This is a genomic window from Stenotrophomonas sp. AG209, from assembly GCF_003550055.1.
In the GTDB taxonomy this organism is placed as follows: Bacteria; Pseudomonadota; Gammaproteobacteria; order Xanthomonadales; family Xanthomonadaceae; genus Stenotrophomonas.
Genome location: NZ_QXDB01000001.1, coordinates 607,361 through 621,699 on the forward strand (window position 1 = coordinate 607,361; position 14,339 = coordinate 621,699).

11 protein-coding genes are annotated in these 14,339 nt (G+C 66.5%); 6 read left to right on the forward strand and 5 right to left on the reverse strand.

Annotated elements, in window-relative coordinates; genetic code table 11:
• The first annotated feature begins 18 nt into the window (after positions 1-18).
• The 3 genes from fabR to DFO63_RS02845 all read left to right on the forward strand — a co-directional run bounded on the left by fabR (position 19) and on the right by DFO63_RS02845 (position 3,643).
• The gene (fabR, locus tag DFO63_RS02835) at positions 19-675 is read left to right on the forward strand and encodes an HTH-type transcriptional repressor FabR (RefSeq protein ID WP_005409961.1); all 657 of its coding nucleotides are present in this window, start codon (positions 19-21) and stop codon (positions 673-675) included.
• 276 nt (positions 676-951) lie between these two features.
• The gene (locus DFO63_RS02840) at positions 952-3,105 is read left to right on the forward strand and encodes a TonB-dependent receptor (RefSeq protein WP_119006399.1); all 2,154 of its coding nucleotides are present in this window, start codon (positions 952-954) and stop codon (positions 3,103-3,105) included.
• Positions 3,095-3,643, forward strand: coding sequence for a thioredoxin-like domain-containing protein (locus DFO63_RS02845; protein WP_101765629.1), 549 nt, complete (start codon positions 3,095-3,097; stop codon positions 3,641-3,643). Before DFO63_RS02840 ends, DFO63_RS02845 begins: the two co-directional genes overlap by 11 nt.
• A 40-nt stretch (positions 3,644-3,683) precedes the next feature.
• Here the strand turns inward: DFO63_RS02845 and mntR are convergent, their stop codons facing one another.
• Positions 3,684-4,154, reverse strand: a complete 471-nt coding sequence (gene mntR / locus DFO63_RS02850; RefSeq protein ID WP_014037494.1) for a manganese-binding transcriptional regulator MntR — start codon at positions 4,152-4,154, stop codon at positions 3,684-3,686.
• Positions 4,155-4,271: 117 nt separating this feature from the next.
• Between mntR and DFO63_RS02855 the strand changes: the two genes are divergently transcribed.
• Entirely contained in the window at positions 4,272-5,603 is a 1,332-nt protein-coding gene (locus tag DFO63_RS02855) for an Nramp family divalent metal transporter (protein ID WP_101765631.1), read from the forward strand.
• A 119-nt stretch (positions 5,604-5,722) separates the two neighbouring features.
• Here the strand turns inward: DFO63_RS02855 and DFO63_RS02860 are convergent, their stop codons facing one another.
• The 4 genes from DFO63_RS02860 to DFO63_RS02875 form a co-directional block, all read right to left on the reverse strand.
• A complete protein-coding gene (locus DFO63_RS02860; protein ID WP_005409967.1) occupies positions 5,723-6,049 on the reverse strand; it encodes a thioredoxin family protein in 327 nt (108 codons plus the stop codon).
• On the reverse strand, positions 6,021-6,500 hold the full coding sequence (locus DFO63_RS02865; RefSeq protein ID WP_182474411.1) for a flavodoxin: 480 nt from the start codon (positions 6,498-6,500) through the stop codon (positions 6,021-6,023). The genes DFO63_RS02860 and DFO63_RS02865 overlap by 29 nt, the downstream gene beginning before the upstream one ends.
• 13 nt (positions 6,501-6,513) lie before the next feature.
• Positions 6,514-7,554, reverse strand: coding sequence for a ribonucleotide-diphosphate reductase subunit beta (locus tag DFO63_RS02870; RefSeq protein WP_119006400.1), 1,041 nt, complete (start codon positions 7,552-7,554; stop codon positions 6,514-6,516).
• Between the two features lie 109 nt (positions 7,555-7,663).
• Positions 7,664-10,027, reverse strand: a complete 2,364-nt coding sequence (locus DFO63_RS02875; RefSeq protein WP_119006401.1) for a ribonucleoside-diphosphate reductase subunit alpha — start codon at positions 10,025-10,027, stop codon at positions 7,664-7,666.
• A gap of 432 nt (positions 10,028-10,459) precedes the next feature.
• Between DFO63_RS02875 and DFO63_RS02880 the strand changes: the two genes are divergently transcribed.
• Both DFO63_RS02880 and DFO63_RS02885 read left to right on the forward strand, forming a co-directional pair.
• Positions 10,460-11,437: a zinc-binding dehydrogenase gene (locus DFO63_RS02880; protein ID WP_119006402.1), complete on the forward strand. Its 978-nt coding sequence runs from the start codon at positions 10,460-10,462 to the stop codon at positions 11,435-11,437.
• Positions 11,438-11,682: 245 nt separating this feature from the next.
• On the forward strand, positions 11,683-14,310 hold the full coding sequence (locus tag DFO63_RS02885) for a TonB-dependent receptor (protein WP_119006403.1): 2,628 nt from the start codon (positions 11,683-11,685) through the stop codon (positions 14,308-14,310).
• The last annotated feature ends 29 nt before the right edge of the window (positions 14,311-14,339 follow it).

Here is a 14,339-nt window from a genome sequence, read left to right on the forward strand (position 1 = left end):
CGCCCCACCGGAACCCCCATGGCCGCTGCCACCGCCTTGTCGACGCCCGAAGATGCCAACAGCCCGGCCCGCCGTACGGTGAGCCGCGAGGATCTGCTGGCCGCCGCCCTGAAACTGATCGGGCCGCACCGCAGCCTGTCCACGCTCAGCCTGCGCGAAGTGGCACGTGAGGCCGGCATCGCGCCGAACAGCTTCTACCGGCAGTTCCGCGACATGGACGAACTGGCCGTGGCGCTGATCGATGCGGCCGGCCGCTCGCTGCGCACCATCATCGGCGAGGCCCGCCAGCGTGCCACCTCCACCGCCACCAGCGTGGTGCGGGTCTCGGTGGAGACCTTCATGGAGCAGCTGCGCGCCGACGACAAGCTGCTGCACGTGCTGCTGCGCGAGGGCGCGGTCGGCTCGGACGACTTCAAGCACGCGGTCGAACGCGAGCTGCACTACTTCGAGGAAGAGCTGCAGCACGACCTGGTGCGCCTGGCTGCATTGGACGGCGCGGTACTGCATGCGCCGGAACTGGTGGCCAAGGCCATCACCCGGCTGGTGTTCGCGATGGGCGCCACCGCCATGGACCTGCCGCCGGAGAAGGATCCGGAGCTGGTCGAGCAGATCTCCACGATGATCCGCATGATCATCGTCGGCGCGCGTACCCCCGCCGCGTTCCGCCGCGGCTGACATCCCGCTTCCCGGGTCGGATCCCTTTCCAAAGGAAAGGGCTCTGACCCCGTCTCCCTGCGCCACACGGCAACGCCATTCTCCGTGCATGACCACCGGCAGGGTTGTGGTCGCTTAATGTAATGTTATAACACCAGCATGATCCACCTGGATGAGTGCTCCTCACCGAATTGCCGCGGCTTCGTTATATAGCTCTTGCTATATTGATAAGCCACTGCTTTCATATGCGCCAGCCAGGTCGCCCTCGCCGCCCTCCCTCCCCAAGGACGACGCCTCATGCCCGTTTCCCTCCTTCGCCGCCTGCCACTGGCTGCCGCCATTGCCCTCACCCTGCCACTGCCCGCAGTGGCAGCCACCCCGAAACCGACCGAACTGGATCGGGTGCAGGTGAAAGTCAGCACCGCCACCCGCAGCGAACGCCTGCTGTCGGACGTGCCGATCCGCACCGAAGTGCTGCGCAAGGAAGACATCGCACTACGTGCGGCCACCGACTTCTCGCGTGCCGCCGAGCTGATCAACGGCCTGCGCGTGGAGAGCAACTGCCAGAACTGCAACACCAGCGAAGTGCAGCTGCTGGGCCTGCCCGGTGCCTACAACCAGTTGCTGTTCGATGGCATCCCGCTGCTGTCCACGCTGGGCAGCGTGTACGGCCTGGAACAGATCCCGGCCGGGTTCGTCGACCGCATCGAAGTGGTCAAGGGCGGCGGCTCGGCGCTGTACGGCCCAGGCGCGGTTGCCGGTGTGATCAACCTGATCCCGCCGCTGCCGGCGCGCAGCGGTGGCCATGTGCAGGCCGGCGTGGATGTACTGAAGGGAACACCGCAGAAGAACGCCGACGCGCGGCTGGACCTGGTCGCCAAGGACGCAGACGCCGGCCTGTCGGTGATTGCCCAGCGCAACTGGAACAGCGGCATCGACTACAACGGTGACGGCTACACCGAGATCACCCGCAAGAACCTCAAGGTCGGCGGGCTGCAGGCCTGGTATGCGCCCACGCCGGGCACGCGGCTTCGCCTGGACCTGCAGGTGACCGATGAAACCCGCCGCGGCGGCAACCGCCTGGACCAGCCCGAATACCTGGCCAACATCGCCGAATCGCTGGATACGAAGTACCGGCGCGGCAGCGTGTCGTGGGACCAGGAGATCAATGCCGACGTCGACTTCCGCCTGGCCTACGCCTTCGCCGACATCGACCGTGACAGCTTCTATGGCGGTCTGGGTGACGTGGTCACCGATCCCTCTGCCCCTGGCTATGACCCGTCGCAGCTGGACCCCAACGTCGCCGGCAGCGCGGCTTCGCGTTCGTGGCGCCAGTACGGCCGCACCCACAACCCGCTGCACTACATCGACAGCCAGTTGAACTGGCGGCTGGGCGCGCACGCGCTCGCCTTCGGCGTGCAGTACAAGCACGAGGCGCTGCGCGACGACAACCGCACCGGTGACGGGCAGCGTCTCGCCGTGCTGGAGGATGCGACCTTCCACAACCTGGGCGCCTTCATCCAGGACGAATGGAGCCTGCGCGACAACGTCGACCTGGTGCTGGGCGCACGCGTGGACAAGAGCTCGGAGCTGGACAACGCGGTGTTCTCGCCGCGCATCGCGCTGGCCTGGCAGGCCACGCCGAACCTGAAGTGGCGGGCAGGCGTTGCCACTGGCTTCCGTGCACCGGAAATCTTCGTCGAGGACGTGCATGTCGATACCCTGGGTGGCGAACAGGTGCGTGTGCGCAACATCGACGGCCTGAAGGAAGAGCGCGCGTTGACCACCCTGTTCGGCTTCGACTGGCGTTCGGACCCGGCCAATCCGGTGTGGAGCTGGGATGCCACCGCCTCATACGCCCGTATCCGCGACACCTTCGCACTGGGCGAGATCCAGCGCGGTGATGACGGACAACTGAGCCAGCTGCGCTACAACGCCTCCGGCTCCAATGTGCTGGGCGCGGAAACCAACCTCGGCTGGCAGCCGTCGCCGCAGTGGCGCCTGACCGCCGGTGCCTCGTGGTACCGCTCGCGCTTCCGCGAACCGCAGCGCATCTTCGACGACACCGGCGACGGTGGCGACACCGTGATCGAAAGCCGCGACTACCTGAAGACCCCACGCTGGACCGGCCTGGCCCAGCTCAGCTGGATGCCGGCCGAGCCGTGGGAGACCTTCGTCGCGCTGCGCCACACGGGCCCGATGTCGGTGCTGAACAACCGGCTGGGCGAGTTGCACCGCACGCGCTCGTTCCTGGTCACCGACCTCGGGGCGCGCTGGCACCGGCATCTGGGCGCGCAGGCGCAACAGGAAGTGTCGGTGGCCGCAGGCGTCAAGAACGTCTTCGACCAGCGACAGAAGGATCTGGAAGTGGGCGCGCTGCGCGACAGCGACTATGTCTACGGGCCGCGTTTCGCGCGCTCGTGGTACGTCAACCTGCGCTATGCGTTCTGAGCTGCATCGAGCGTTGTTGCTGGCCTGTGCCGTGCTGCTGGCCGCACCGGCGATGGCTGCGGACCTGCATGCGCAGGTCTCGGCCTCGCTGATGCGGCCGGAACAGCGCTCGCTGCGGCCGATGCAGTGGTCGCCGCCACCGAAACTGGTTGCACTGTACTTCGGCGCCGACTGGTGCGCGCCCTGCCATGCCTTCGTGCCCACCCTCCGCAGCGTGCGTGATGCGTTGCGCGAGGCCGGCGCCGATACCGAGGTGGTGTACGTCAGCCTGGATGAAAGCGAGGCCGCACTGCGCCGTTACATGCACGCACAGGACATGCCGTGGCCGGTGCTGGACCCGCGCCGCGCCGCGCGCATGCCGGCACTGCAGGCCTTGGCCGGGATGGCACCACCGAACCTGGTGCTGATTGATGCCGACGGAAATGTACTTGCCAATGGCTGGCACGGGCGCCGCTACGATGGCCTGCAGCCGGTGTTGAAGGAATGGACGAAACGCGCGTGCGCGCAGCAGCACGCACGCTGCCCGCCTGGATTGTAGGATCGCGCGAAATGCCGCCGGGCATGGCCCGACGCAACCGTTACGGCGCCCCGCCCTCCGCCTTGCGCACGAACGCTTCGAACAGCGCCAGCGTCTGCTCGCTTACATGGTGTTCTATACCCTCGGCATCACGCCGTGCGGTATCCGGGTCCACGCCCAGCGCCAGCAGGAAACGCTCCACGGTCTGATGACGCTGGCGGCTGGCATGCGCCAGCGCCTCGCCTTCCGGGGTCAGGAACACGCCTCGGTACGGCCGCTGCACCACCCAGCCATCACGGGCCAGCCGCCGCAGCATCTTCGCCACGGTGGGCTGGGCCACGCCCAGGCGGGTGGCGATGTCGACCTGGCGGGCCTCGCCGCCGTCGGCCAGCAGGTCCGAGATCAGCTCGACATAGTCCTCCACCAGCTCCATCCGGTGCGCCTCGCGTACCTGCCGGAAGCTCTCGACCTGGCGCTCGGCCTCGATCAAGGGGGTGCTTTTCAGCGATGTCGAATCGTCGGTCTTGCCCACGCCTGCGCCTGTCCTTCCGGTGTACTCCGGTGTTGAACCTGAATTCTGGACCAGTAACGCGATAAAGACGATTGTTTCACATTGCTAATGACTATAGCAGGAGCTATATTCGGACCCATGAACACCCTGGCGCCCCGCGACCCTTCGGCCTCCACTCCGGCCAGCCTCGGTGCGCTCAACGGCTCGGTCGCGGTGCCCGACAAGGGACACTGGTGGTTCCGCCTGCTGGCCTTCCTCGGCCCGGGCTACATGATCTCGGTCGGCTACATGGACCCGGGCAACTGGGCCACCGACCTCGCCGGCGGTTCGCGCTTCGGCTACCTGCTGCTGTCGGTCATCCTGATTTCCAACCTGATGGCGGTGATCCTGCAGGCGCTGTCGGCGCGGCTCGGCATCGCCACCGGCATGGACCTGGCGCAGGCCTGCCGCGCGCGTTACCCGAAGCCGGTGAACCTGGCGCTGTGGGCGCTGTGCGAGGCCGCGATCATCGCCTGCGACCTGGCCGAGGTGATCGGCACTGCGATCGCCTTGAAGCTGCTGTTCGACCTGCCGCTGCTGTGGGGCGCGGTGATCACTGCGCTGGACACGCTGCTGGTGCTGCTGCTGATGAACCGAGGTTTCCGTGCACTGGAAGCCTTCGTGATCGCGCTGCTGATGGTGATCTTCGCGTGCTTCGTGGTGCAGATCGCGATGGCGGCGCCGCCGGTGATGGCGGTGCTGGGCGGCTTCATACCGCGCGCACAGGTGGTGACCGATCCGCATGCGCTGTACATCGCGATCGGCATCATCGGCGCCACGGTGATGCCGCACAACCTGTACCTGCATTCGTCCATCGTGCAGACCCGCGCCTATCCGCGTACCGATGAAGGCCGCCGCAGCGCGCTGCGCTGGGCGGTGACCGACAGCACCATTGCGCTGACCCTCGCATTGTTCATCAACGCCAGCATCCTGATCCTGGCGGCGGCGGTGTTCCATGCCAATGGCCGATTCGACGTGGAAGACATCGAGCAGGCGCACCAGCTGCTGGCACCGATGCTGGGCGTCGGCGCGGCAGCGACGCTGTTTGCGATCGCGCTGCTGGCCTCCGGCCTGAACTCGACGGTGACGGCCACGTTGGCCGGCCAGATCGTGATGGAAGGCTTCCTGCACCTGCGCCTGCCACCGTGGCTGCGGCGACTGATCACGCGTGCACTGGCGATCATTCCGGTGGTGGTGGTGATCATGCTGTTCGGCGACCAGGGCGCGGTGAAGCTGCTGGTGCTGAGCCAGGTGGTGCTGTCCATGCAGCTGCCGTTCGCGATCATCCCGCTGGTGCGGATCGTCACCGACAAGGTGACGATGGGGGCGCTGGTGGCACCGCGCTGGCTGGGCGCGATCGCCTGGGTGATCGCGCTGGTGATCGTGGTGTTGAACGTAAAGCTGCTGGTGGATACCTTCAGCGGCGGGTGATGCCAATTGCCGGGGTCGGTCCTGCCCCAGTAGATCCACGCCATGCATGGATGACTTTACGCGGCGTGGGGGTCAGAGCCCTTGCCGCTGGCAAGGGATCCGACCCCGGCATCTCCACGCTACAGATGCAACGCGATCGCGGCCTCGATCTGCTGCGGCGACTGGAACCCGGCCAGGCGGGTGCGTTCGTCGCCGTCACGGAACAGCGAGAGCGTCGGCGTCTGCCGCAGCCCCAGTTCCCTGAAGAACGCCTCACCCAGTACTTCCAGCTGCACGCGCAGCAAGGTGGTGCCCTGCCCCGCCACGCTGTTGGCCACGCGGTGCAGCGACATTTCCAGCATCCGGCATCCCGGGCACTGGTCCTTGTGGAAGTCCACCAGCACCCGCGGGTGTTCGGCCAGCAGCTGCTGGAACTGCTCAGGCGTGGTGGCGTCGATGATCTGCATCGGTGGTGCTCCAGTAATGGGCCAGGACCTCGTCGGTCCAGGCCTCGATGGCCCCGGCATGGCGCTCGCCATGCGGCATCTGTTCGATCTCCAGCGGCGGGTAGTCGCTGCGGAAATAGCGGATCAGCCGGTGCACGGCACCGCAGTAGTACTCCTGCCCCCACTGCGTTTCGCCGGTGCCGAACACCGCCAGCTGCCGTGGCCGCTCGCCGCGCTCGGCAATGCTGGCCACCCACGCCTTCATCTCCGCTGGCGTGCGGCCGGCGTTGTCGGTCCAGCAGCCCAGCAGCACCAGGTCGGCCTCGTCGGCCGCCAGGGGAGGCGCCTGGCGCAGATCGTCGGCCTCCTGCCAATGCACGGCATGACCCGCAGCGCGGCAACGCTCGGCAATCTGCCGACCAAGCTCGCGGGTATTGCCGCTCAGCGAGGCCACCACCAGCAGGATGCGCAGCGCAGCGCCGGGCTCAGAGGTCGTCGAAGCCGTTGTCGACGTTGGTCTTCTTGTAACTTGCATTGCGCATCTCGAAGAAGTCGGTCTTGGTCTCGGTGAAGTTGTCGGCGTAGGCCTTGATCCACGGCATCACGTTGTCGGTGGTGTCGCTGTACAGGCGCTCGATGCCGAGCATGCCGGCCATCTTGTTGGCGCGGTACTTCACGTAGCGCACCATCTCGTCCACGTCGATGCCATCGATACCGTCCAGCACCTCCGACGACCACTGGGTCTCCAGTTCGATGGCGTGCTCGAACGCCTGGTGCACATAGGCGGTCAGCTCGTTGGTCTGCAGCTCCGGGTTCTCGCCGATGATGGCGCGGATCAGCTCGCTGATGAACTTGGTATGGGCCAGCTCGTCGCGGTTGATGAAGCTGATGATCTTGCCGGTGCCGGTCATGCGGTTCTGCCGCACCATGTTGTAGAAGTACGCAAACCCGGAATAGAAGTTGATGCCCTCCAGGATCGAGGACTGGATCAGCGACTTCAGCAGGGTCTCAGCGGTCTTCTCGCGCATGAAGTCGTCATACGCGCCCATGATCGGTGCGTTGCGCTTGATGATGGTCGGATGGGTGCGCGCCAGTTCAAACACGCGGTTCTGGTTCGGCAGGTCGGTGATCGAGGCCAGCACGTAGCTGTAGCTCTCGTTGTGGATCACTTCCTGCTGGCCGATGATCGCGGCATTGGCATGCGCGGCCGGGTCGGTGATGTACTCGGCCACGTTGTAGATGAAGCGCGTCTGCGGTGAATCCAGCGTGGCCAGCAGGCCGATGATCGAGTCGTAGGCGTTCTTCTCGCGCGCGTTGAGCTCGCCGTACTGGCGGGCGTCCAGCTTCATGTCGACCTCGTCGGGAATCCAGAAGTTGGTCGACAGCTCCTTGTAGGCCCGATAGAACGACGGGTACGGAATGTCGTTCCAGTTGAGGATGCCGCTGGTGCGGCCGTTGATGATGCCGGTGCTGCGGTTGGGATGGCGCGGTTCGAGGATCTTGATGCGGTCGAGGGGGGTTGCCATGGGTTTCTGCCTTCGTTCTCTTTCTATCGTGTTGCCGGCCAGCGGCCGGCACTACCGTAGATCGCGGGGTTGCCGGCCAGCGGCCGGCACTACCGTGGGTCGCCGGCGGTCAGCTGGAGCACCACTCGCATTCGCTGATGTCGATATCGTTGGAGCGCACGTAGTAGGTGGTCTTCAGGCCTTCGCGCCAGGCGCTCAGGTGCAGCTCCAGCAAGGTGCTGGCGCGGATCGTGCTGGGCACGTACAGGTTGAAGCTGATCGACTGATCGACATGGCGCTGGCGGCGCGCGTTCTGGCGCACGCTGGCGAACTGATCGACCTTGTAGGCGCCCTTCTCGTAGTACGGCCAGGTTTCCAGCGACAGCCCCGGTGCGGCCACCGGCCGCCGGAAGTCCTTCTTTTCCTCGTAGTAGAACGCGCTGTAGATCGGATCGATCGATGCAGTGGAACCGGCAATCTGCGCGGTGCTCATGTTCGGCGCCACCGCCAGCAGCCAGCCGTTGCGCAGGCCGTGCGTGGCAACCTCGCGGGCCAGGCTGTCCCAGGCCGCGCCGCTGTAGTCGCGGTCGCTGAAGTAGCGTCCGTTGTGCCAATCGCTGCCGGCGAACATCGGATAGCTGCCCTTCTCCTTTGCCAGCTGCATGCTGGCCTGGATGGTCAGGAAGTTGATGCGCTCATACAGGCGGTCGGCCAGCTGTTCGGCATCCGGCGATTCCCACTGGATCGCCTGCTGCGCCAGCAGGTGGTGCCAACCGAAGGTGCCCAGGCCGATGGCGCGGTACTTGCGGTTGGTGATGGTGGCCTGCGGTACCGGCAATGCGTTGAGATCGATCACGTTGTCGAGCATGCGCACCTGGATCGGGATCAGGCGCTCCAGCACATCGGTGGCCAGCAGGTCATCCGGCGCACTGATCGCCCGACCGAGGTTGATCGAGGACAGGTTGCAGACCACGAAGTCACCGGCACGCCGTGTGGTGACGATCTGGTCGCCGCTGACGATCTCCTGGATCATCCGCGTCGGGCTCATGTTCTGCAGGATCTCGGTGCACAGGTTGCTGGAATAGATCATGCCCGCGTGCTTGTTCGGGTTCCGGCGGTTGACCTCGTCGCGGTAGAACAGGAACGGGTTGCCGGTCTCCAGCTGGCTGAGCATGATCCGCTTGAACAGATCGATGGCCTTCACCGTGCGGCGACTGATGCGCTCATCGGCCACCAGTTCGGCATAGCGGTCGCGGAAGCTGCCCGCACCGCGCTTCTCATCGTAGAAGTCCTGCAGGTACCAGCCCTTGGCCTGCTTCACCTCGTGCGGGTCGAACAGGTACCAGTCGGCACGGCGCTCGACCGCTTCCATGAACAGGTCGGGCACGCAGACCGAGGTGAACACATCGTGCGCACGCAGGCGCTGGTCACCGTTGTTCAGGCGCAGGTCCATGAAGGCTTCGATGTCGCGATGCCAGATGTCCAGGTACACCGCCACCGCGCCCTTGCGCTGGCCGAGCTGGTCGACCGACACTGCGGTGTTGTTGAGCTGCTTGATCCACGGCACCACGCCGCCGGAGGAATTGGCCACGCCACGGATCGGCGCGCCGCTGCTGCGCACGTAACCGAGGTAAGCACCGACGCCGCCGCCGTGCTTGGACACGCGCGCGATGTCGGTATTGGAGTCATAGATGCCCTGCAGGCTGTCGTCCACCGTGTCGATGAAGCAGCTGGACAGCTGGCCGCCGACCTTGCCGGCATTGGCCAGCGTCGGCGTGGCCACGGTCATGTACAGGTTGGACAGCGCCCAGTACGCCTCGCCGACCAGCTGCATGCGCCGCTCGCGCGGTTTTTCCTCCTGCATCAGGTACAGCGCGATGGTCAGCCAGCGCTCCTGCGGCAGCTCATAGACCTCGCGGCTGCGGTCGCTGGCCAGGTAGCGCGTGGCCAGCAGGTACAGGCCGTTGTAGGCGAACAGGCGGTCGCGGTCCGGGTCGATCATCTCGCCGGCCTGCTGCAGCTCTTCCTTCGAATAGCAGCGCAGGATGTCGTTGCTGTAGATGCCACGGTCGGCGAGGCTTTCCTGCAGGCCCACGTAGGAGCCGTACTTCAGGCTGACGTCGTAGAAGCGGTTGCGGCTGGCACGCTTGTACAGACGGCGCAGGTAGATGCGCGCGGCGAACTGCTCCCACTCCGGCGCGACCAGGTCCACGCGCGATTCGGCCTCGCGGATCAGCAGATCGACCAGGTCGTCGGCGCTGATGCTCGGCTTGCGCTCGACCATCGCCTGCACCACGCGGCGGTAGTCGCTCACATCCAGCTGCGGGAACTCGGCATGCACCGCATCGATGCTGCGCTGCAGGCGCTCGGCATCGAACGGCAGGCGGCGGTTGCCGGCCTCCTTGGTGATCCAGGTCGGCACGCGCTCGCCACCAGCGCGCAAAGCGTCGCCGGCGCCGGCCAGATCGGCCGCGCGGTAGGTGTTGTCGGTCATGGTCCTGCGTCTCCAGGCTCGCACGCGCGGTGGCGTCGATGCCGTGGCAGCCCTGCACGCGATACCGGCGCACGGGGCGATCGGGGTGGGATGCCAAAGCGCGGGAACACCAGGTCGTCGGCATGCGCCTACGCCTGCGGCCGGTATCCGGGCCGTGGGGGCGACCTGTGTCCGCACGATGGCGGCCGCGTCGACACGGCAAGCCTTCAGGGGCGGGCCGCGGGACGTTTGCTGCATGTCCGGCGGCGGCGGCTGACCGGGAGTGACAGCCACAACATAGTGGGGATGTTCCGAGCCGTCAACACAAGATGCGGTAATCACGACATGACGCGACGATCCGTCGCAGGATGCCGTGTTGCAGTGGCGACGCCTTGTCGACACCCCCAGCGTCCCCATTTCGATACAACATCCACTTTCCCCGGAACATCGCCCATGCGCGCTGCCCAGTACCCTTCCTTCGGCGACCCGGCCGACGTCCTTTCGATTGCTGACGCCGCCCTGCCCCAGCCCGGCCCCGGCGAGGTGCGCATCCGCACCGTGCTGGCGTCCATCCACAATCACGACCTGCTGACCGTGCGCGGCCTCTACGGCTACAAGCCGACGCTGCCGGCCATCGGTGGCAGTGAAGCGCTGGGCGTGGTCGATGCGCTTGGCGAAGGCGTCGACGGCCTGCAGATCGGCCAGCGGGTTGCCGCCGCCTCGGTGCACGGCACCTGGGCCGAAGCGTTCATTGCACCGGCACGCATGGTGATTCCGATGCCGGACGCGATCCCCGACGAAATGGCCGCACAGCTGATCGCGATGCCGCTGAGCGCGCTGATGCTGCTGGAATTCCTGGACGTCGAAGCGGGCCAGTGGATCGTGCAGAACACCGCCAACGGCGCGGTGGGCAAGTCGCTGGCGATGCTGGCGCGGGCGCGCGGCGTGCACGTGGCCAACCTGGTGCGCAACGCCGACGCGGTCGCGCAGTTGCAGGCGCTGGGCATCGATCACGTGTTCGATACATCGGTGGACGGCTGGAAGGATCGCGTGCGCGCCGCCACCGGCGAAGCACAGGCGGCGGCCGCGGTGGATTCCATCGGTGGCGATGCCAGCGGTGACCTGATCGACCTGCTCGGCCACCACGGCACCCTGGTCTCGTTCGGGGTGATGAGCGGCGAGCCGATGCGCATTCCCGCCGGCGGCCTGATCTACAAGGAGGCCACGGTGAAGGGCTTCTGGGGCAGCAAGGTCAGCCAGGCGATGGCGGTGGAGGACAAGCGCCGGCTGGTTGGCGAACTGCTGAAGCGTGCGGCCAGTGGTGAGCTGACGCTGCCGGTGGAGCAGGTCTTCGCACTGGACGACATCGCCCAGGCAGTGAAGGCCGGTGCGGGTTCGGGCCGCAATGGCAAGGTGCTGCTGCGCCCTTGATGGGCTGGCATTGCCTTCTGTAGAGCCGAGCCATGCTCGGCTGCTTTCCGGTCAGTGGGCGGAGCCGAGCGTAGGCTCGGCTCTACAGGAACGTGCGGACCAACGGTCCGCACCCACCGCGAGCAGGAAGCATTCATTTCGTTAAGAACCTGTGATGTATAACTGAATGCGCTTTCGTCATTGGAAGGTGCACGCGGCTGCGTGCGGTACTGACGGCTCCTCCCCCGTTCGGCGTTGTCGCTTCCATGTACCGCACCACCCTGAACCTGCTTGCCGGCGCCATCGCGCTGGGCCTCACCGCCGGCGCTGCCGGCGCCGCTGAAACCGCCGACACCGGCAAGGACAGCACCACCCTGGGCACCGTGCTGGTGACCGGCTCCAACATCAAGCGCAGCGATACCGCCGGGCCGAACCCGGTGCAGATCGTCAGCCGCGAACAGATCGAACAGACCGGCCGCTCCACCCTCACCGACGTGCTGCGCAACCTGTCGGCCAATGCCGGCAACAGTTTCGACGAGCAGTACACCGGCAGCTTCGCCGCCGGCTCGGCGTCGATCGGCCTGCGTGGCCTGTCGCCGAAGAACACGCTGGTACTGGTCAACGGCTATCGAGTCTCCAACTTCGGCTTCGCACTCAATACCCAGGACACCTTCGTCGACCTCAACGCGCTGCCGATCAGCGCAGTCGAACGCATCGAAGTGCTGAAGGATGGTGCCTCAGCGGTGTACGGTTCCGATGCCATCGCCGGCGTCATCAACATCATCCTGCGCAAGAACTTCCAGGGCGTGGAAGTGGGCGGCGGCTTCGGTACCGCCACCCAGGGCGGCCTCGATGAGCGCAAGGCCAACCTGCTGGCCGGCTTCGGCGACCTCGAACAGCAGGGCTGGAACGTGCTGTTCGGGCTGGACCTGCTCAAGCGCGACCGCCTCGATGGCGATGACCGCGCCTATACCCGCAGCGGCGACTTCCGCGACAAGCCGGGCGGCCGCCTGGCCGGCTGGTCCACCGCCGGCGGCAACTGGCTGTCCAACCCGCGTGCACCGCAGCCGTTCGCCAGTTGCCCCGAGGGCAGCCAGCTGCGCCCCTACAGCGATTTCGGCAGCACCCTGCCCGGCCAGGCCTGCGCCTTCAACGCGCAACCGTTCAAGACCCTGCAGCCCGGCGCCGAGCGCCTGCAGGCGTCGTTGAGTGCGACCTACCGCTTCAATGACAGCGTCGAGGCCTTCGCCGACGTGCTGTACAGCCACAACAAGGCCGACCAGATCTTCAGCGCGCCACTGACCGTCGGCCCCGGCCTGCGCGCGTACAACCCGGCCACCGGCACCCTGATCGACGTACCGGCGGTGCTGCCGGTCGGCCATCCGAACAACCCGGGCAGCACGCCGCTGCCGTTCGAGTACACCTTCTTCGACCTCGGCCCGCGCCTGAAGGACAACACGCAGGTGTTCTACCGCGCCCTGGCCGGCGTGCGTGGCAGCGGCGAGCGCTGGGACTGGGAAGTGGCGGCACTGACCTCGCAGAGCGCGCAGCGGGAGTACGTGGACAACTTCGTCAACCGCTACGCGTTCGAGCAGATCCTGCGCGATGGCAGCTACAACTTCCTCAACCCGTCCAGCACGCCGGGGGCGCTGGATGCCCTGCGCCTGCAGACCAAGCGACCGGGCTGGTACAAGCTGCACTCATTGAACGTCAAAGCATCGACCTCGCTCTGGGAACTACCGGCCGGCACGGTCGGCTTCGCCTGGGGTGCCGAATTCCGCAAGGAATCGCTGGATGCGCGTACCAGTGCGCAGGTACTGTCGGGCACCGAACTGCGCCCGGCCATCAACGTGGTGAACGGCGAGCGACAGGTCAGTGCCGCCTACGCCGAACTGAGCGTGCCGCTGCTCCGCACGCTGGAACTGCAGCTGGCCGGTCGCGGCGACCACTACGATGATTTCGGCAAAGCGTTCTCGCCGAAAGTGGCGCTGCGCTGGCAGCCACTGGACAGCCTGCTGCTGCGCGGCTCGTTCTCGCGTGGGTTCCGCGCGCCTTCGCTGCCGGAGATCGCACCGGGCCAGACCGTCAGCTACGGCTCGGTGATCGATCCGCTGGATCCGCTGCAGCCCGGTGGCAGCCGTGGCGTGACCAACATCCGCACCGGCAACCCGGACCTGAAGGCCGAGCGCTCGCGCAACTTCAACGTCGGCGCGGTGTGGTCGCCGGATGGCGACACCAGCATCGGCCTGGACTGGTACCGCATCGAGCAGGACAACCTGGTCAAGCCGGACAGCGCGCAGTTCATCGTCGACAACCCGACGCTGTTCCCGGGGCGCGTGCAGCGCGATGCACAGGGGCGCATCCAGTTCATCACCAACCAGTACGCCAACCAGGGCGAACTGACCACCTCGGGCCTGGACCTGGACGCCAACCACACCTTCCGCACCGAGGGCTGGGGCAGCTTCACCGTGGCCGGCAGCTGGACCCACCTGCTCAGCTTCAAGCAGCCGCTGGTGGCCGGCCAGGCACCGTACGAAGGGGCCGGCAACAACCGCCACGGCGCGCTGCCGCGTACCCGCGGCACCACCTCGCTGAACTGGGCGGTGGGCGACTGGAGCAGCACGCTGAGCCTGCAGTACGTGAGCGGCTACGACCAGCGCGTGGCGACAGCGACCAGCAACCCGGGCCTGCGCGACCGCATCAAGCCGTATCACCAGCTGGACCTGTACGTGGCCTACGAAGGCATCGCGAACACCACGTTGTCGCTGTCGGTGCTGAACCTGACCGACAAGGATCCGCCGTTCGACCCGGCCGGTGGCTCCAATGGCTTCGACATCAGCCAGTACAACCTGCGCGGGCAGTTCGTCTCGCTGGGGGCGCGCTACCGGTTCTGACGCGGTGCCGGGGCGGCGGTGATGTGCCG

What these genes read in the sequence shown, in the direction of transcription:
- DFO63_RS02885 (WP_119006403.1), top strand. Translation starts at nt 11,683, where the DNA reads ATGTACCGCACCACCCTGAACCTGCTTGCCGGCGCCATCGCGCTGGGC.
- DFO63_RS02875 (WP_119006401.1), bottom strand. Translation starts at nt 10,027, where the DNA reads ATGACCGACAACACCTACCGCGCGGCCGATCTGGCCGGCGCCGGCGAC.
- DFO63_RS02845 (WP_101765629.1), top strand. Translation starts at nt 3,095, where the DNA reads ATGCGTTCTGAGCTGCATCGAGCGTTGTTGCTGGCCTGTGCCGTGCTG.
- DFO63_RS02855 (WP_101765631.1), top strand. Translation starts at nt 4,272, where the DNA reads ATGAACACCCTGGCGCCCCGCGACCCTTCGGCCTCCACTCCGGCCAGC.
- DFO63_RS02860 (WP_005409967.1), bottom strand. Translation starts at nt 6,049, where the DNA reads ATGCAGATCATCGACGCCACCACGCCTGAGCAGTTCCAGCAGCTGCTG.
- DFO63_RS02870 (WP_119006400.1), bottom strand. Translation starts at nt 7,554, where the DNA reads ATGGCAACCCCCCTCGACCGCATCAAGATCCTCGAACCGCGCCATCCC.
- DFO63_RS02880 (WP_119006402.1), top strand. Translation starts at nt 10,460, where the DNA reads ATGCGCGCTGCCCAGTACCCTTCCTTCGGCGACCCGGCCGACGTCCTT.
- fabR (WP_005409961.1), top strand. Translation starts at nt 19, where the DNA reads ATGGCCGCTGCCACCGCCTTGTCGACGCCCGAAGATGCCAACAGCCCG.
- DFO63_RS02840 (WP_119006399.1), top strand. Translation starts at nt 952, where the DNA reads ATGCCCGTTTCCCTCCTTCGCCGCCTGCCACTGGCTGCCGCCATTGCC.